Genomic DNA, 18,497 nt, shown 5'->3' with positions numbered 1-18,497 from the left:
GATATTATGGAATTAAAAGAAACGTCGGAAATGATTGCAGATTATATCAAAGGCTGTAACGATATTATTCATAAAAAAGGACATAAAATAGCTCAAGAATACGGTTTAACTTATGATCAATTTCACATATTGATTTTTTTGTGCAAAAAAGGTACTCCCACCATCAATGAAATATCTAGTAAATTTAGCAGAGCACAAAACACTATATCAGAAAAAATTTCCCGCCTTGAAGAAAAGGAGCTTGTTAAAAGGGTTGGAGATCCAGAGGATAGAAGGATTACTAGAGTCATATTGACAGAAAAGGGATTAGACCTAATTCAGACCATTAAAAGAGAGAGGAGTACTAGGGTTATTTATCAAGCCTTAGAAAAAATGGAGGGACAAGAAATAGAAAATTTATTAATCAATCTTAGCAAGCTGTATAAATATTTAAGGGAGGAGGTTTAATATGTTAAGGCGATTTATTTCTTATTACAAACCCCATAAAAAGCTGTTTTTCATAGATATGTTTTTTGCTTTTTTAATCTCTGCTTTTGATTTGATATTTCCTATGGTATCAAGAACTATTGTCAATGAGATAATACCTGCTGGAAGGATGGACTTGTTGCTTAAATGGACTATTATAATGGTTATATTGTTTGGTTTTAGATATATCAGTTATTATATAGTTTCTTATTGGGGGCATGTACTAGGAGTTTATATTGAGCATGATATGAGAAGAGACCTTTTTACCCATTTACAAACATTACCTTTCAGCTATTACGACAATACTAAAACTGGTCATATAATGTCGAGAATAGTAAATGATTTAAGGGATATTACTGAATTGTCTCATCATGGACCGGAAGATTTGTTTATTTCATCAGTAATGTTAATGGGTTCTTTCATCCTGTTGGTAAGGATTGAATGGAGATTAACCTTGATCATATTTGCCTTTATTCCACTAATAGTGTTATTTGCAATGAGAAAAAGACTTAAAATGGAGGATTCTTTCAGAGAAGTTAGAAGGAAAATTGCCAATGTAAATGCCCAATTAGAAAACAGCATATCGGGAATAAGAGTAGCCAAGTCTTTTACCAACGAGGACTATGAAATAGAAAAATTCCAGGATGGCAATAGTCAATATAAAGAAGCTAGAAAAGAGTCCTACAAAGCTATGGCAGAATTTGTAGCAGGTATGGGACTTATGACTAATGTTTTAAACCTTATAGTTATAAGTGCAGGTGGCTACTTTGTATATAGGGGGTATCTTACCATTGGAGACTTACTTGCATATACCCTATATATTAACTTTTTTATGCAGCCTATAAGGAGGCTTGCAGATTTCATGCAACAGTATCAAGACGGTATGACTGGATTTGAACGGTTTATAGAAGTAATGAATATAGAACCAGATATAAAGGATAAGGAAGATGCTATTGAATTGACCCATGTTAAAGGGGATATCGAATTTAAGAATGTTTCTTTTAGTTATACTAATGGAGAAAACAGGATATTATCCAATTTGAATCTAAAGATTGAAGCAGGCAAAACCGTAGCAATAGTTGGACCATCGGGAGCAGGTAAAACTACACTATGCCATCTAATACCTCGTTTTTATGATATAAATGAAGGAGAGATTTTGGTTGATGGCAAGAATATACAGGATATTACCCTTAAATCATTAAGAAAGAATATTGGAATAGTTCAACAAGATGTATTCTTGTTTACTGGTACAATAATGGACAATATTTCCTATGGAGACCCTTCAAAATCTGAAGCAGAAATAATAGAAGCAGCGAAAAAAGCAAGAATCCATGATTTTATCATGACCCTTCCTAATGGTTATGATACCTATATAGGGGAAAAGGGAGTTAAGCTATCAGGTGGACAGAAACAGAGGATTTCCATAGCAAGACTATTCTTAAAAGACCCTCCAATACTGATTCTGGATGAAGCAACTTCTTCTTTGGACAATGAAACTGAAATGTTGATTCAAGAATCCTTAGAGGAGTTAGCAAAGGGTAGGACTACTTTAATAATAGCTCATAGATTGTCTACCATAAAGAATGCAGATGAAATAGTGGTACTGACCAATGAAGGAATTGAAGAAAGGGGAACTCATGAAGAATTACTGCGTAGAGGCTACATATACGCCAAACTATATAGATCCCAATTTAGAGGATTAGTATCATAAAAAAGTATCAATCAAACCTCCCAATGCATATTATATATTGAATATGTAAGGGAGGTTTTATTATGGATTACAACTATCCAGAACTATATTATAGGATTTATCCTAAGGTCATGGACTCGGTGAATAAATATATGAATAAGAATAAAGAGATAAGAAATATTCCAAAAGAGGACATGGAATCTATGATTGATGAAATTTATGAGAAGATGGCCTATGAATGTCCCGAGATAGATGAGGATCCAATAGAAAGAAGGAGTAGATATAGAATAACCCAAAGGCCCTTTTATGGTAGAAGAAGATTGGTTAGAGATATCATATCGATAATCCTAATATCGGAACTAATTAGACGAGTAAATCCTTATGGCTTCTATGGAATAGATTATTAGGTTATAAGTATATAAATAGGCTTCTATTAGCCTATTTAGTACTTTATTTGTAACTATTTTGTAATTATTTATTTCCATCTTTGTAATGAAAATAAACGAAATTTGTAGTATCCTATTTATAAGGGAAGAGATTATGTAGAGAAAGAGGTAGTTAAATGAAGGGAAATCAGCAAAACAATAAAAAATTAGCTATAATCAGATTTGTAATAATTTTCGCCATTATTTTTATTATGATATTCCTAGGGACTTCCTATATATTTTATAAGGAGTTGGCTACTGATGTAGTTGAGGCAGATAATTTTGAAGAGAGCATTTCTTTAATGTCAGATAAGTCAGCTATTAATTTAGCTCTTCAGTATGAAAGACAGATTCAGGAAGCTGAAAGAGAAAGGATTAGAGAATTAGAGGAATTAGAAAAAAAACGCCAGGAAGAGCTAGAGACTGAAGATAAGAAAAATGTGAAAAGAGCTTACCTAACCTTTGATGATGGTCCATCTGCTAAGGTTACTCCCCAAATACTAGATATCCTAGAGGAATATGATGTAAAAGCTACCTTTTTTGTAGTAGGAACTGCTGTGGAAAAATATCCTGAGATATTAAAAAGGACCTATCAGGATGGACATGCTATTGGAAATCATACCTATAGTCATAGGTATGGCTATATATATAGGAAGCCTTCTAATCTGTTAAAGGAGGTTGAAATCACAGATAGGCTCTTAAAAAGGGTTTTAGGGGAGGAGTTTGATTCCAAATTATTTAGGTTTCCTGGGGGTTCTTTTGGAGATAAAAGAGCTCCTTTTAGAAAAGCAATAGAGGAAAAGGGATATATCTATTATGATTGGAATTCCTTAAACGGAGATGCAGAAGGTTATCTGTTTTCTAAAGAAAGATTGATACAGAGATTCAAAAATACCTTTAGAGGACAAAAGGAACTGATAATTTTGATGCATGATACAGATGCTAAATATACAACACCTGAAGCATTACCCTATATAATCGAATATTTGCAGGAACAAGGCTATGAATTTCATACTTTAAAGTAATTGCTATATGCAATTACTTTGTATTTTTCATTTGGAGGTAATAAAATGATAACTGATAAGAGAATTCTTGTGGTAGAAGATGAAGAGCATATTAGAAAATTCGTAAGAATCAATTTAGAAAGGGAAGGATTCATTGTAGAGGAAGCAACCACCGGGGAAGAAGGCTTGGATATAGTTGGGTCTACAGATATAGATGTTGTAGTGTTGGACATTATGCTACCTGGAATAGATGGATTTCAGGTCTGTAAAATACTTAGGGAAAAGTATCCTGCTATTGGAATAATAATGCTTACTGCTAAATCCCAGGACATAGATAAGATAATGGGATTAGAGTATGGCTCAGATGACTATATGGTAAAACCATTCAATCCCATCGAATTGGTTCTAAGGGTAAAGTCCCTCTTAAGGCGAATGGATTATAAGAAGGATGAGAATCAGGATGCGATAGTTGAAGGTCCTTTTAGGATAGATAAGTATTCCAGAAAGTTTTATAAGGGAGATAGGGAAATTGAATTAACCCCAACAGAATATTCTATAATACAGCTCTTTATTGAGAATCCTGGTAGAGCCTTTACAAGAGATGAAATACTCAATATTGTATGGGGATACGATTTTATGGGCGACTCTAAGATAGTAGATGTAAACGTGAGAAGATTAAGGTCGAAGATTGAAGAGGATGCTAGCAATCCTCAGTATATAGAAACCGTTTGGGGCGTAGGATATAGGTGGAGAAAGAAAATGTAATCCTAGGAGGAACAGAATGAGAACTAGCATCAAAAAAAGGTTAGTTGGTAATTTTATGTTGGTAATAATTATGACAGTATTAATATTAGAGGTTTTTCTAGCAAATGCAGTAAAGCAATATTATTATAAAGGTTTAGAGGAAATACTCTCCAATCAAATAACCCTTTCTGCAGATTTTTATTCTCGATACTTTTCATCTAATTCATTGAAAGAGATTATTATGGATGATATAGATGTTTTTTGGCGACAGACTAAAGCTCAAGTTCAAATATTAGACAGTGAAGGGAAAGTGTTAATGGATTCCATTGGTGTGTCACATTTCTCTGATCCAATCAACACCTTAGATGTAGCAAAAGCTTTAGAAGGCAATAAGGGAACCTGGATTGGGAATGTAGAATATGACAATTCTCCAGTAATGGCAGTAGCCTATCCTATAATAGTCGAAGATGAAATAATAGGGGTTTTAAGGTTTATTTCAACTCTTAGAAATATAAATATCATTATAGGAAATATTACCAAAGTTTTTACAATAGTAGGATTAATAGCAGTTTTAATATCTGGAGTAATAAGTATATTCCTTGCTAATACCATAATTCATCCATTAAGAGAGGTTACTGAAGTGGCTGAAAAAATGGCAGGTGGTAATTTGAAGATTAGAACCAAAAAAAGATCTGATGATGAGATAGGTAAACTATCTGATACTTTAAATTATATGGCTGAAGAATTGATTAGAAAAGAACAGCTTAAAAATGATTTCATATCTTCCATATCTCATGAATTGAGAACTCCCTTAACCTCCATCAAAGGCTGGGCTATAACTTTAAAATCTGATAACACGAGGGATGAAGAGCTTCTAGTGGATGGATTAGATATAATAGAAAAAGAAAGCGACCGGTTATCTAATATGGTAGAGGAATTGCTTGATTTTTCTAGATTTGTATCCGGTAGAATTACTTTAGAGAAGAAAAAGATAAATATAGCAGAATCCATAAGGCAGGTTGGCAAGCAATTTCAATTTAATGCGGAAAGCAAAGACATTGAATTCAATGTCAATTGTGATTTTAAATTACCTCCTATTTATGCCGATGGGAATAGAATAAAACAGGTATTGATCAATTTATTGGATAATGCCTTTAAGTTTACTCCTGAAGGGGGAAAGGTCACATTAAATGCTAGAGATAATGGACAGGACCTATTAATAGAGGTAATAGATAATGGCTGTGGTATAGGTGAAGATGACTTACCTTATATAAAAGAGAAGTTCTATAAAGGGAAAAGTAGCAAAGCCAGTAGTGGTTTAGGTCTATCTATATGTGATGAAATAATTAAATTGCATAATGGTACCATGCAAATTGAGAGCAGATTAAATGAAGGCACTAAAGTGATGGTAACCATCCCCATAGAAGGAGTGGAGAACTAATGAGAAAGAAGTTAACATTAATGTTCTTTTTTATCATGATGCTTCTAACGACTTCATGTAGTATGAAAAGTATTGAGCTACATGACAGTATAGAATCGCCTAGGAACAACAATATACCTATTTGTGGCAGATGGGTATTTACCGACTATAAATTAAATGCCATAAGTAATATGGACGAGGAGAAAGCTCAGTCTTATATTGGGTTGGAGGCTATATTTCACGAAGAATTCGTGACAATAGGCGATGAAAATTGCATCCAGCCATCTTTTAGGTTGAAAAAGGTAGATGTAGAGGAGTATTTAAAATATCATTATAAAATTGTTCCAGAGATATTAAATTTAGAATCAGGTGAAATTGAAGTAATATCCGTTAGCGGATTAGAACAGTTTTTCTACGAATTTTTAAAGGTCTCCGATGATACTATATTGGTTAATATTAATGGAGTATTTTTTACATTGAAAAAAACATCAGATGATGTGGAGCTTATACAGATGGATACTCTAGCTCATGAGGGAAATGTTTCAATTGAAACTGCTGAATTAACTAGCGAGGAAAGTATAATGACTGGAGTTTTACTAGGTTTAAAATCTTTAGATTTGGAAAATAGCCAAAAAGGTGCAGAAAAATGGAATTACAGAACCCTATTTATAAGAAGCGTTAATAGGGAGATTGTTAGCATATATGAAATGGAAAATATATTGTTACCTAGAAGAACGGGATTTTGGAAGGTTAAAGTAGATAGGCAGGTAGTAGATGGAAAGATAAATGATAATATAATTGTATATCCACTAAATAAGTCTATGGCAGTGGAAGAGGAGGATAAATTAATAATAGAAGCAAAGTTGGATAGTACTATTAAGAACATATTATATGTGGGAAATGATTATATTTCCATTGAAAATATCCATTATAGAAGCAGAGGGGAGAGGTTATTGGAGTTTTATCCAGTTGACAGCATTGGAAAATCAAAACCCCTTCAAATCCTAGACGTGATGGGTGAAATGGGAAGAGAAGCTTTCATGGAAGGATTTAATAGGGAAGTGTTGCCTGATAAGGAAGAATATAAAAACAGTCTTATAGATATTAAACCAGACGAAGAGAGTTTTGGCTTATTCAGGAAGAATGGCCATTGGATTTTCAATGGTAGGGTTAATTTTATAGAAAATGGCATTTATAGCTATAAGAATTTCAATATTAAAGCCATACCTCCAAAAGAGGTAGTCTATTATGATGAATTAGCCATTCCTTGGAATAAGATAAAAGCAAAAATTCCAGAAGCCTTAGATGCATTTACTTCTCCAAATGAAGATATTTTAATCGTATTAACTCAAAATGATATTTTCATATATACTCTGGAGGGAGACAATATTAGCGAAAAGCCAATGGAAAATATTAAATTAAAACCAGCCGAGAAAGTAATAATGGCTGAGTGGGCTGTAGGAAGATATCCTAAAATATGGGAAGATGAATTTTTGAAGAATATCAGCAACTGACTTACTTGTTGCTGATTTTTTTCAATAATATAGAATATTGTAAATAATTAAATAGTGGACTATAATAAAATTGATATGAACCTTAATGTGGGGGTGTTTCCTCTGTTAATGATTATGTTTCAAAACCTACTCAGTCGGGTAGGACTAATTATGTTACTGTCCTTCATAATGACTCGAATGAAGCCTTTTAGAAGATTAGTTGCTAAACAGAATATAGATTTTAGGGATAAAATGCTCTTAGCCTTCATTTTTGGCCTTTATGGAATTATCGGGACCTATACCGGAATACCAATAAGAGGAGCTATTGCTAATGCGAGAGTAATAGGAGTTTTTGTAGGTGGATTATTAGGAGGACCTATAGTTGGGACCTTATCAGGGCTCATAGCAGGAGGTCATAGATATTTAATAGATATTGGTGGTTTTACCGCTTTTTCTTGTTCACTTTCCACCTTTACAGAAGGGATCATGGCTGGATTCTTGAAAAAGGGAATAGACAAGACGGATAATAAAATGCTCTTTGCCTTAGTAACGGGAATGGTGGCTGAAGTATGGCAGATGCTCATAATAATAACATTCTCAAAACCCTTCTCTGATGCATTAGAGCTTGTGAAGATAATTGGTTTGCCAATGATTGTTGCTAATGGACTAGGAATAGCAGTCTGTATATCCATAATCCATAGTGTAATTAAAGACTTGGAAAGAGCAGAAGCATCCCAAGCTCAACTAGCATTAAAAATAGCAAATAAGACATTAAAGTATTTTAGGAAGGGATTAAACGAAAAGACAGCCTTGGAAGTAGTCAAAATCATCAAGAATATGACAGGGGTAAAAGCCGTTGCCATTACAGATAAAGAAAAGATATTGGCCCATGTTGGCTTAGGAGAAGAACATCATCTAGCTGGTAGCCCTATTAGGACTAATTTGACAAAAGAAGTAATACAAAATGGTCGCTGTATTATTGCCAACAGCAAGGAGGAAATTGATTGTGATAATTCAAAATGCGAGCTTAAATCTGCGATAATAATCCCTTTAATGGAAGGGGATAAAGTAGTAGGTACTTTGAAAATGTATAAAGATCAAGAAAATTCTATTACACAAGTGGAATCTGCACTAGCTTTAGGGTTAGGCCAGCTATTTTCTACCCAATTAGAACTTAGCAAAATTGATTATCAGTCGGAATTGCTAGCAAAATCTGAACTAAAAGCTTTACAAGCCCAGATTAATCCCCATTTTCTATTTAATGCTATTAACACAATAGTCTCTCTAATAAGAACTCAGCCTGATAATGCTAGGAGATTATTAATCCATTTAAGCAATTATTTTAGAAACAATCTTCAAGAGAGCAACAATGAAGTAGATTTATATAAAGAATTGGAGAATATAAAATCATATTTAGAGATCGAAAAGGCTAGATTTGGGGATAAGTTAAACATAGTCTTTGATATTCCAGATAAGATTGATTGCATCTTACCTCCATTATTATTGCAGCCATTGGTGGAAAATGCCGTTAAGCATGGTATTTTTGAAAAGGTTGACGGAGGAACAGTACAGATCAAAGCTATAGATAATGGTCGAGAAACGGAGTTGATAGTGGAGGATGACGGAATAGGAATGAGCGAGGAGCTATTGTCTTCTTTACTCAATGACCAAGTTTCTACTGGAATAGGACTTAATAATGTAAACAACAGATTAAAAGCCATGTATGGCAAAGAGTATGGATTAATAATAGAAAGTAAGATAGGTCAGGGTACAAGAGTGAAGATGAGGATTCCTAAAAAGGAGAGGAGGTTAGCAGTATGATACGAACATTAATTGTAGATGATGAAGCTCCTGCCCGGGAAGAACTCAAATATATTTTAGGTAAATTTCAAGGAATAGAAATAATAGCGGAGGCATTTCATGGAGAGCAGGCTTTAGAATTAAATGAAAAGTTGAAACCAGATTTACTCTTCTTAGACATTCAAATGCCAAAACTTAATGGAATAGATGTAGCTAGAAGAATATTGGATAGTCTCCATAGACCCTATATAGTCTTTGTAACAGCTTACGAACAATATGCTATAGAAGCTTTTGAAGTTAATGCAGTAGATTATATATTGAAGCCTGTCTCTGAAGAACGGATGGAAAAAGGGATGGGAAAGATTATGATGAATTTAGCCAATGAAAGAAAAGAGTATTATTATAAATTGAGAAATTTAATCGACAATATGAACTATAAGGATGAAAACAACCTTACTAGGATATGTGTTTATGAAAAAGGAAGGCTTATTCCATTAGATACAAAAGAAATTATATATGCCACGGTAGAAGATAAAAATACGGTAATAGTTAGTTCAAAGGGGAAATTCATAGTAAACTATACATTAAGCCAACTCAGCGATAAATTAGACAAATATACTTTTTTCAGGTCTCATAAATCTTTTTTGATAAATTTAAACATGATAGAGGTTATAGAGCCTTGGTTTAATTCTACTTTTAATGTTACCTTAAAGGGTGCAAATGTTAAAATACCAGTAAGCAGAAGTCAATCGAAGGAATTTAAGGAATTGATGAATATAAGTTGAGAAATGATAAAAACTCCCGCCTATTTAGGTAGGAGTTTTTACTTTAAATATACCATATATCTTTATTGCTACTGGATACGGCTATAGCTCCTGAATTTAGACTATTAACAACATCTTCTTCATCCATAATGAGCCCACTAGCAATAATAGGAATATTTGTACTTCTATATACTCTTTCTATGACTTTTGGCATAATTCCAGGTAGAATTTCTACTGCATGAGGTCGTGTCGATTTAATAGACATTATTCCAGACTCTAAAGTTTTAGAATCTGTTATATATAATCTTAAGATGGTAAAAGCGCCTAAATCTTTGCTAAGCTTCACTAAATTCTCCTTTGCAGTTATTATTCCATCTGGATGTATGTTTTTAATGATATATTCTAATCCCCAGGTATCTTTGGAAAATCCGTCTATTAAATCTATGGCAATATAAAGGCTTTTGCCTTTTTGTTTTATTCTATTAGCTATCTCCTTTAAATTGAAAATATTCCCAGTCAATAAAAATATTAATTCACAAGGAGAGTTTAGAACGTCTTCTAATTGGTCTAAGTCTTTTATTGCAGCTATAATTGGATTAGACATTATTCGATCATACAAATTTCTCAAAAAACCACCTCGGTATTTGAAGATTAAAAAAAGCAAAACTATTTTGTAAATATTCTATCATATTAATTTGGCTAGGTAAATATAGATGCATATTTTCTAATTTCTAATAGAAACTATTATATATAGCAAGAAGAAATGGAGGATAATAAATGTCTAAGGATAAAATATCAACCTTTCTAGCTAATTTAGCCATGCTACTTGCCTTAGAATCCTATACACCTGAAAAAACGGATGTGGAAGCTATAAAAGAGGAGGGTATCGAAATAAAAATCGACGAAGCTAAACCAGAAGAAATTCAGATAGATGTGCCCAATACATCTGGCAGGGTTAACAACCTCCCTTGGATTAATGATGAAAAATTCTTACAGGCTCAGAGACAAAACAATGCTAATGTATTGATGGCAGCTTTCTGTTCAGTCTTAGTAGATCCATTACCTGGAGAAGAATACAATGTAAAATTAGCATCAGAATCGGTGAAGGGGATAGTGATTCCTCCACAAGAGATATTTTCTCAGAATGAACAAATCGGACCCTATACCAAAGATAGAGGATATAAAATGGGAGCCTCCTTTGCAGGACCAAATATCGTTCAGTCGGAAGGTGGAGGGGTATGTAAAATTGCATCCACATTATATAACGTAGCAATACTAAGCGATTTAGAAATCATTGAAAGACATAATCATTCTATGCCTGTTAATTATGTCCCCTATGGTCAGGATGCTACGGTAGCATATGGAAGTAAGGATTTTAAATTTAAGAATAATAAGGATTTCCCTATATTAATATGGTCTGAGCTAGTAGGGCATAGACTATATATCGGGTTTTATGGTCAGAAAAAGCCCCCTAAGGTAGAATGGCATCACAATATTATAGATAAGGTTAAAGCTCCTGTTCATTATGAAGTCAACAAGTATTTGTCAGAAGGAGAGGAAAAGGTAATTCTTAAAGGAATAGACGGAGCTACTGTAGAATCCACGGTAATCATAAAATACGAAGATGGCACTACAGTAACTAAGAATCTGGGAATTAGTAGGTACCTCCCTTTACCCTATGTAATAGAAGTTAATAGATAGGGATAAGGGAGTGTCCTTCTAAGCTTTATTAAATATTGACTATCCTTGGGCCATCAAAGGTGTTGTTTTCAAACTGATATCTTTTAATGGCAGTTTCTACTATCTTTAATACTAAACCCTCATATCCCAAGTCGGTAGCTTCAGCCATCCTATATAAAGAGCTTTTGCCTTTCATAAGTCCAGGAAGTGAGTTTACTTCCAATACATGAGGAATGCCATCCTTTAGTATAATATCCACTCTAGCATAATCTCTTAAGCCTAAAGCTTTAAAAGCTTTTATCGCGGTGTTTTCCAAAAGTTTTTTTTCTTCATCGGTTAGTCTAGCTGGAATATGGTATATAGTCCTATCTTTTAAATAAGCCTTAACTTCGAAACTGTAGAATTTATTGAAATTCTCAGGAAGATTAGAAAGGTCTAATTCTTGAATGGGCAATACCATTAAATCTTCTCCATTCCCAATAATGCCTACAGAAAATTCTCTTCCTTCAATATACTTAGTCAACATAATAGGTGGGTTATATATTTCCAACTCTTCAGAAACCTTTTTAATTAGGCTATCCATGTCGAATACCAAGCTATCTTGATGAATCCCCCTACTGGAGCCTTCATCGTTAGGCTTTATCAGAATTGGAAACTTCATACTTAAGTTCTCAAGTTGATCAATATTGTAGATTGGAACGAAGTCGGGTATAGGTATATCATTTGCCTTGAAAATCTTTGATGAGTAAACTTTATTTATGGCAAGAGTATGACCTAGTATAGAAGAACCGGTGTAAGGTATACAGGCATATTCTAGAAGAGCGGGTAATTGGGCAAGTTTACTATCTCCTTTTATTCCATTACACAGATTAAAGACTAGGTCTACATTCTCAGCTTTCAGCTGGTTAATTATATTGTCATCGGCAATTAAGGAGATGCAATCATATTTACGAGAAAGGATTGAACTTAGTTCTTCTAAGGTTTTTCTCTTCTGTTCATCTTCCTTAAAACCTTCTTCCGATGGTATAAAATCCATTCTGGATTTATCTGTTACAATTGCAATTTTCAATAAACATTCCCCCTTTATCCCTATTTATAAGCAAATAAGCTAATTACGATCATATTGAGGATACATCAAAAACAAATGTAGTCAAGCTAAATTCTTTACAGAATAACCTAAAGTCTCTATACCCATTTCTAAAATATTCATATAACCTAATTTTACCAATGTTTAATTAACTTTCTTAGTATATTGGAAATATGATCATAGGATCAGCCTCTACATATTCACAGCCTTTCTAATAAAGCCTACAGTTCTTTCCAATATTGTAACTGTCCCAATATCCTTAAATCTAGTGTCGAAGGAATGTCCACCTTTTTTATGAACTAGAAAAATATGCTTAACTTTATTGTCTTTTAAAGCCTTAACAAACATTGAAGAGGAATTGAATGGTACCACATTATCCAACTTCCCATGGACTATTAAGCAGGGGACCATACTCGGACTTACCCAAGTAATGGGAGAATAGTAATCATAAATCGCTTTATTGTCAACAGGCCTTCCCTTTAAAGTTTGCATTGCTGCAAATTTTGCAAATATAGACTTGTTTTCAGAGGTGAATATGTGGTTTAAATTTGTAGGAGGGTAGTAGGCCACTACTCCCTTAATTCCTTCCATCTCTTTTTCATTCATTTTATTGGTATGATAAGTAGAATATAGTAAAGAAAGGTGACCTCCTGCAGACAATCCCATTAAAACTATTCTATCCTTATCAATAGAAAGCTGATTGTGATTTGCTTTCACATAGTTCAGTGCATCAGTATAATCGGACAATATATCCTCCATGGTATTTTTATATCCATATCTATAGTCGATACTTACAACAGCTAACCCTTTAGAAGCAAGAAATTTACACCAAGATACGTTATTAGGTTGGTTCCTAAAGCCTGAAATCCAACCGCCTCCATGACAGAAGAAGACTAACGGATTTTTATTGCCAGCCTTATAAGGGAGGTAAAGGTCTAATTTGAGTTCTTTATTAACAGTCTTTTTATAGACGAAAGTTTTAACTTCAAATTCCCTATCAACCTCTATGGGAACCTTAGACCTAAAAACTTTCAACAGGTATATAAATGAAGAGATTAAAAAATAATAAAAACCTAAGCTTATATCTTCTATAGAAAGAAGAAGAAAAATTAAGAACAAATATATCTTATTGACTACAAAATAAGATTTTCTTAAACTCTTTCTAATTTTGTCCATATTCAGCCACCAATTATTTTTCTAATGGATTTTCTATAACTTCCCTAGTAAGCAGTGCCCTTTTAATTTCTTTATCATTGACATTAAGCTTATGAAGCATGTATTTTGCTAAAAAATATGCAAAGGGTAGCCAGTTAACATGGCTTATAGGCAGCACCTTCCTATTAGAGCCATACATTTCATTATATAAAATTTTCCTAGACGGAATAGGTAAAGTGTGATCAAAATATGCATCTATAAAAGTAACTTTCTTCATATCCAACAAATGGGCATAGGATATGGGGTCGATTTTAAATAGAGGATGAATTTGTTTATTGGTTATAATTTCCTCAAAGGACATATTTTTAACCAATGAAAACTCTTTATCATATATATCATAGAGCTTTTCTCTATTATCTAAATAATAATCTGCTTTAAAGCCCTTTTGAAACATCTTTCTTACAAAATTAGTGGCAGGAGATTCGTGAAGTATCCTGGGTAAATGGCCGCCAGTGGTCATAAACAATAGGTGATTTATTCTAGAATCTATAGTACCTACAATTGTGGAAAGCATCCCACCTAAACAGTATCCAAGGAGTATATTATTGGCCTTCCAGACATTAGACTGTTCTAGTAAATCGATAGTAGTCAATGTGTCAACAACTCCATGTTCCCAAAACTGATACATTTTATCCATGTCGGGATATAAATAGCTTTTCCCGCTAACAGAATTATTTTCTACTCTAGTATAATTACCAGGAAGTATCAATATGGAGGTATTGACTCCTGCATTGGCCAAGTGGGGACCAAGCCACAACAAGAATTTAATATTTCTACTACCCAGTCCATGAAGGACTAAAGTAGAAGCTATAGCCTCTTTTTTTGGTTGGAAAAAATATAGCTCAACATTTTCCGTACCAGATGCATAGTTCTCATATAAAGTTTTATATCTAATATAACTACATCTGTAGTTTTTTCCCTTAAATATATATCCAGATACATAATTGATTTGCTTCTTTTGATAATTAAAGTTAATCTTCATACCTATCCCTTTCCTAAAAATGATAGTAGATTTATTATATCATATTAACTAAATCTTACTCATTGGATTATTCGAAACTTTATCTTTCCATTAAATACCCAATAATGTATAGAATCCATATGTGAACTGGATAAAATATATAGAAGAAATATTTTATTTTAGGTCCCCTTTTGCCATTATACATTAATATAAAAGGTAAAGCAAAGACCATCATCCACTGGGGATTTTCTGCGAATAAATAATCATAAGACAGTCCTTCTAATAGAAATAGGCTAGAAAGTAGTATATAGGAAAGGGACAATTTTACCTTATCTTCTTTAAAATAGTAGAATATTAAGACCATTGCTGTAACTATCAAAGATCCTTCAGCAAGGGCAGAAACAAGTATTATAAAGAAAATAGTAAGTTTACTTCTATTTTCCATTTCTAAATTCCTCAAAAGGGCTACTCCCAGTGCTAGGGATAGGAATATATTATTGGAAATAATTGTATCCCTTCGAAAAACAAGCCAAATAATTGAATTTCCAACGAACATAATTGCTGCTCCTATAAAAAGCCTCTTCATATAGGCCTTGGAATCCCTAGTATGTATATAGCCCTCAGTCAATAAAAATACGAATATAGGTGCTACAATCCTACCCAACCAGTGAAACCAATAAGGGGAGTCGGGTATAAAATAGGCAACATGGTCTAAAACCATGAAAATAGTCATTAGGCATTTCAGTGTAAAAGCATTAAATATTTTCAAACTCATTACATCCACCCCCAACGATAGTTCTAAAATACTCAAATTTATATCAAAATTATAGCATTAAATGTAACACTTTTTGGAGTGTTTTTATAAGTAATTTGTACAATCCTCATTTGACAAAAAAAGAAAAGCATTGTAATATCAACTTAGATAGTTGCTATTAAATTACTTATAAAGGGTTGTATTGTTCATTAGTAGCCTACCTATAAGGATTTGATCCAATGTATATAATATTATAATGCTAACTTTTGAAGCTAGATGGTTAGCTTTTTTTATTTTGCTGGTTTCATAAAGTCTAACATTTTAGAAATGGGGTTATAACAATGAGTAATATTATAAACTGTATCTCACATATAAAGGATTTTAATAGGGAGAAATATATTCAATTAAATTTAGGATTAGAAATACAGGATTTTGTTAATCCTAACCTATTAGAAATGGGTTGGGATGAAAGGGTAGATGAATATAAAAAAGCATTAGAAGGATTTCCTAATACTCTTTCATTACATGGTCCTTTTTTAGATTTAAAACCAGTTAGTCTAGACCCTAAAATAAAGGAAGCAAGTTATAATAGATATCTACAAGCTTTAAACATTGGAAAAAAATTAAATGTAGACTATATAATATTTCACAGTCAGATTAATCCCTGGATAAAGGAGCCTAAAATAGTGGAGATGACTAATAATTTGAATAGAGAATTTTGGAATAAAATTCTTGAAGAAGTAGAAGATTTTAATGGAACGGTACTCATAGAAAATGTATTTGAATTCGATCCTTTAATGATCAAAGAACTGGTGGACATCATTAACCTACCAAATGTGAAAATTTGCTTTGATATAGGTCATGCTTTACTTGAAAGTAAAGTTGAACTGGAAGATTGGATTAAGATATTGAACGATATGATTGAATACATTCATTTACATTGGAATAATGGGATTTATGATGAACACAATAGACCTACTAGGGAGAACATATTGTTGATAAAAGAGCTATTAAATAAATACAATTTAAATCCAAAAATAGCCTTAGAATACGGTATTTCTGATGTTGAAGATGAAATAAAAAGGTTAATTTAGAGGTGTTGAGAAAAAATTCAAATTATGATAGAATAATTTTGTCAAATTTATTTAGACTCTCTAATTAAAATAATTGATATAATGGTCTGGATTAGATGGAAAGGAATGAGATAGTATAAATGATTAAGAAAGTGCAGGCTTTGTTTAAAAAAACAGATAATCAAGGGCAATTAGCTTTAGACTTAGTAGAAGCAGGAGATGATTCCGATAGATATGGAAAAGGAGAACGGGTTACCAAGGCACTTCCACCTGGCATTAGCTCAAAAATGTTGTATAACGATATAGTAAAAATTGCATGGCCTTCCTTTGTGGAATTAACATTGACCCAGTTGGCATCTATGGTGGACTTAATGATGGTAGGAAGCTTAGGGCCTTGGGCTATTTCTGCTGTAGGATTAACTATGCAGCCTAAATTTTTAATGATGACAGCCTTTATGGCTATGAATGTAGGAGCAACAGCGTTAATAGCAAGGGCAAAAGGTCAGGATAATCCTGAGAGAGCCAATACCGTTTTGAATCAATCCATGTTTTTAACCTTTGTTCTATCCTTAGCAGCATCTATAGTAGGTTATGCTTTTTCAGAAGCTATGATTAAATTTATGGGAGCAGCTGATGCGCAAACTTTAGTGGGTGGAACTGCATATTTAAAAATACAGATGATTGGATTTGTCCCATTAGCACTGACAAGCACTGTAACTGCAGCATTACGCGGAATTGGGGATTCTAAAACAGCCATGGAATATAATCTTATTGCCAACTTAGTAAATGTAGTATTCAATTATCTATTGATATTTGGTAATTTTGGCTTTCCAAGACTTGAAGTGGCAGGAGCTTCCATAGCTACAATATTAGGGCAATTCGTTGCATTTATACTAGCTATAAGAAGGATTACCAGAAAAGGAGAGTACTTACATCTAAGTTATAAAGGGGGTTTTAAACCACAGAAAAAATATATGGTCAGTATTTTTAATATTGGTATTCCAGCTATGGTAGAACAGTTGGTCATGAGGGTAGGAATAATAATTTATTCAAAAACTGTTGCATCTCTTGGAACAATAGCTTTTGCAACTCATCAAGTATGTATGAATATTACTGCTCTATCCTTCATGAACGGACAAGCCTTCTCGGTATCTGCCACGTCTTTAATGGGTCAAAGTTTAGGTAAAAAAAGGCCAGATATGGCCCAGGCCTATAGTAGAAGAACTAAACGACTGGGAATGTATGTGTCCATATTTTTAGGAGTTGTATTTTTCTTATTCGGAGAACCTATTATATCTTTATATACAGACGATATTCAAGTAATTACCCAAGGTACTCAGATATTAAAAATAATAGCACTAATACAACCTTTCCAATCGTCCCAATTTATATTAGCAGGGGCTTTAAGGGGAGCTGGAGATACAAGAGCAACAGCAATAATTACATTTATAACGATATTATTGCTAAGACCAGGTCTTGCTATCTTTAGTATTAGAGCTCTAGGCTGGGGATTAATGGGAGCTTGGATAGCATTAGCTATTGATCAATTATTCCGTACCTTATTAATAGAAATGAGATTTAATTCAGGTAAATGGAAGGACATAAGGGTATAAAAAAGATTAGAAGGGTTTGTTTCAATATGGCAAACCCTCTCTTGTTACATCTGATAAATGCTCTTCAATTTTCTTTTCACTATAATCAACAATAGAAATATCCTTCTATATATGTTCGCTGTAATTAGACTTCCTCGTTTTCAACAAAATCTAATTTCTAACTACCTTAGTCTATAGATTCCCACTACTTATCCTGCCACTTGAATAGTTGCAGGATTTTTTGATCCTTAAATTAGTTCTAATCCAGCATATTTTACACAAGATTAACATAGATATAACTTACACCTTATTTAGATTTAACAAACACAA

General features: G+C 33.1%; 17 protein-coding genes. 12 read left to right on the top strand and 5 right to left on the bottom strand.

Going from position 1 to position 18,497, the window contains the following annotated elements; all coding sequences use genetic code 11:
* Window positions 1–6: 6 nt before the first annotated feature.
* From BLV68_RS03790 to BLV68_RS03750, 9 genes are all read left to right on the top strand, one after another.
* Entirely contained in the window at window positions 7–447 is a 441-nt protein-coding gene (locus BLV68_RS03790; RefSeq protein WP_093751056.1) for a MarR family winged helix-turn-helix transcriptional regulator, read from the top strand.
* A 1-nt stretch (window position 448) separates the two neighbouring features.
* Window positions 449–2,176: an ABC transporter ATP-binding protein gene (locus BLV68_RS03785; protein WP_093751054.1), complete on the top strand. Its 1,728-nt coding sequence runs from the start codon at window positions 449–451 to the stop codon at window positions 2,174–2,176.
* 62 nt (window positions 2,177–2,238) lie between these two features.
* Window positions 2,239–2,562 carry a hypothetical protein gene (locus tag BLV68_RS03780; RefSeq protein WP_093751052.1) on the top strand — a complete coding sequence of 108 codons (324 nt, stop codon included), beginning with the start codon at window positions 2,239–2,241 and terminating at the stop codon, window positions 2,560–2,562.
* 155 nt (window positions 2,563–2,717) lie between these two features.
* Window positions 2,718–3,605, top strand: coding sequence for a polysaccharide deacetylase family protein (locus BLV68_RS03775; protein ID WP_093751050.1), 888 nt, complete (start codon window positions 2,718–2,720; stop codon window positions 3,603–3,605).
* A gap of 45 nt (window positions 3,606–3,650) precedes the next feature.
* Window positions 3,651–4,349: a response regulator transcription factor gene (locus tag BLV68_RS03770; protein WP_093751048.1), complete on the top strand. Its 699-nt coding sequence runs from the start codon at window positions 3,651–3,653 to the stop codon at window positions 4,347–4,349.
* Between the two features lie 16 nt (window positions 4,350–4,365).
* Window positions 4,366–5,769: a sensor histidine kinase gene (locus BLV68_RS03765; RefSeq protein ID WP_093751046.1), complete on the top strand. Its 1,404-nt coding sequence runs from the start codon at window positions 4,366–4,368 to the stop codon at window positions 5,767–5,769.
* Window positions 5,769–7,262, top strand: a complete 1,494-nt coding sequence (locus BLV68_RS03760) for a hypothetical protein (RefSeq protein ID WP_093751044.1) — start codon at window positions 5,769–5,771, stop codon at window positions 7,260–7,262. Before BLV68_RS03765 ends, BLV68_RS03760 begins: the two co-directional genes overlap by 1 nt.
* Before the next feature lie 108 nt (window positions 7,263–7,370).
* A complete protein-coding gene (locus tag BLV68_RS03755; protein WP_093751042.1) occupies window positions 7,371–9,062 on the top strand; it encodes a sensor histidine kinase in 1,692 nt (563 codons plus the stop codon).
* Window positions 9,059–9,826: a LytR/AlgR family response regulator transcription factor gene (locus BLV68_RS03750; protein WP_093751040.1), complete on the top strand. Its 768-nt coding sequence runs from the start codon at window positions 9,059–9,061 to the stop codon at window positions 9,824–9,826. Before BLV68_RS03755 ends, BLV68_RS03750 begins: the two co-directional genes overlap by 4 nt.
* Window positions 9,827–9,869: 43 nt before the next feature.
* Here BLV68_RS03750 and BLV68_RS03745 read toward each other — a convergent pair whose 3' ends face one another.
* A complete protein-coding gene (locus BLV68_RS03745; RefSeq protein WP_093751038.1) occupies window positions 9,870–10,433 on the bottom strand; it encodes a glycerol-3-phosphate responsive antiterminator in 564 nt (187 codons plus the stop codon).
* A gap of 149 nt (window positions 10,434–10,582) precedes the next feature.
* Between BLV68_RS03745 and BLV68_RS03740 the strand changes: the two genes are divergently transcribed.
* Window positions 10,583–11,506, top strand: coding sequence for a VanW family protein (locus BLV68_RS03740; protein WP_093751036.1), 924 nt, complete (start codon window positions 10,583–10,585; stop codon window positions 11,504–11,506).
* 28 nt (window positions 11,507–11,534) lie between these two features.
* Here the strand turns inward: BLV68_RS03740 and BLV68_RS03735 are convergent, their stop codons facing one another.
* From BLV68_RS03735 to BLV68_RS03720, 4 genes are all read right to left on the bottom strand, one after another.
* Window positions 11,535–12,554, bottom strand: a complete 1,020-nt coding sequence (locus BLV68_RS03735; protein WP_093751034.1) for a D-alanine--D-alanine ligase family protein — start codon at window positions 12,552–12,554, stop codon at window positions 11,535–11,537.
* A gap of 210 nt (window positions 12,555–12,764) precedes the next feature.
* Window positions 12,765–13,748, bottom strand: coding sequence for an alpha/beta hydrolase (locus BLV68_RS03730; protein ID WP_093751032.1), 984 nt, complete (start codon window positions 13,746–13,748; stop codon window positions 12,765–12,767).
* 13 nt (window positions 13,749–13,761) lie between these two features.
* Window positions 13,762–14,769, bottom strand: a complete 1,008-nt coding sequence (locus BLV68_RS03725; RefSeq protein WP_093751030.1) for an alpha/beta hydrolase — start codon at window positions 14,767–14,769, stop codon at window positions 13,762–13,764.
* 79 nt (window positions 14,770–14,848) lie between these two features.
* Window positions 14,849–15,523, bottom strand: coding sequence for a TraX family protein (locus tag BLV68_RS03720; RefSeq protein ID WP_093751028.1), 675 nt, complete (start codon window positions 15,521–15,523; stop codon window positions 14,849–14,851).
* A 320-nt stretch (window positions 15,524–15,843) separates the two neighbouring features.
* Here BLV68_RS03720 and BLV68_RS03715 point away from each other — a divergent pair, with 320 nt between their 5' ends.
* The gene (locus tag BLV68_RS03715) at window positions 15,844–16,596 is read left to right on the top strand and encodes a sugar phosphate isomerase/epimerase family protein (RefSeq protein WP_093751026.1); all 753 of its coding nucleotides are present in this window, start codon (window positions 15,844–15,846) and stop codon (window positions 16,594–16,596) included.
* 119 nt (window positions 16,597–16,715) lie between these two features.
* Window positions 16,716–18,188 carry an MATE family efflux transporter gene (locus BLV68_RS03710; RefSeq protein ID WP_093751024.1) on the top strand — a complete coding sequence of 491 codons (1,473 nt, stop codon included), beginning with the start codon at window positions 16,716–16,718 and terminating at the stop codon, window positions 18,186–18,188.
* The last annotated feature ends 309 nt before the right edge of the window (window positions 18,189–18,497 follow it).

Source organism: Tepidimicrobium xylanilyticum (genome assembly GCF_900106765.1).
Lineage (GTDB): Bacteria > Bacillota > Clostridia > Tissierellales > Tepidimicrobiaceae > Tepidimicrobium > Tepidimicrobium xylanilyticum.
This window is presented reverse-complemented; position numbering and strand designations above follow the sequence as displayed.

Excerpts from the sequence above, each read along its gene's own strand:
- BLV68_RS03790 (WP_093751056.1), top strand. The coding sequence starts at position 7 with ATGGAATTAAAAGAAACGTCGGAAATGATTGCAGATTATATCAAAGGC.
- BLV68_RS03785 (WP_093751054.1), top strand. The coding sequence starts at position 449 with ATGTTAAGGCGATTTATTTCTTATTACAAACCCCATAAAAAGCTGTTT.
- BLV68_RS03780 (WP_093751052.1), top strand. The coding sequence starts at position 2,239 with ATGGATTACAACTATCCAGAACTATATTATAGGATTTATCCTAAGGTC.
- BLV68_RS03775 (WP_093751050.1), top strand. The coding sequence starts at position 2,718 with ATGAAGGGAAATCAGCAAAACAATAAAAAATTAGCTATAATCAGATTT.
- BLV68_RS03770 (WP_093751048.1), top strand. The coding sequence starts at position 3,651 with ATGATAACTGATAAGAGAATTCTTGTGGTAGAAGATGAAGAGCATATT.
- BLV68_RS03765 (WP_093751046.1), top strand. The coding sequence starts at position 4,366 with ATGAGAACTAGCATCAAAAAAAGGTTAGTTGGTAATTTTATGTTGGTA.
- BLV68_RS03760 (WP_093751044.1), top strand. The coding sequence starts at position 5,769 with ATGAGAAAGAAGTTAACATTAATGTTCTTTTTTATCATGATGCTTCTA.
- BLV68_RS03755 (WP_093751042.1), top strand. The coding sequence starts at position 7,371 with ATGATTATGTTTCAAAACCTACTCAGTCGGGTAGGACTAATTATGTTA.
- BLV68_RS03750 (WP_093751040.1), top strand. The coding sequence starts at position 9,059 with ATGATACGAACATTAATTGTAGATGATGAAGCTCCTGCCCGGGAAGAA.
- BLV68_RS03740 (WP_093751036.1), top strand. The coding sequence starts at position 10,583 with ATGTCTAAGGATAAAATATCAACCTTTCTAGCTAATTTAGCCATGCTA.
- BLV68_RS03730 (WP_093751032.1), bottom strand. The coding sequence starts at position 13,748 with ATGGACAAAATTAGAAAGAGTTTAAGAAAATCTTATTTTGTAGTCAAT.
- BLV68_RS03725 (WP_093751030.1), bottom strand. The coding sequence starts at position 14,769 with ATGAAGATTAACTTTAATTATCAAAAGAAGCAAATCAATTATGTATCT.
- BLV68_RS03720 (WP_093751028.1), bottom strand. The coding sequence starts at position 15,523 with ATGAGTTTGAAAATATTTAATGCTTTTACACTGAAATGCCTAATGACT.
- BLV68_RS03715 (WP_093751026.1), top strand. The coding sequence starts at position 15,844 with ATGAGTAATATTATAAACTGTATCTCACATATAAAGGATTTTAATAGG.
- BLV68_RS03710 (WP_093751024.1), top strand. The coding sequence starts at position 16,716 with ATGATTAAGAAAGTGCAGGCTTTGTTTAAAAAAACAGATAATCAAGGG.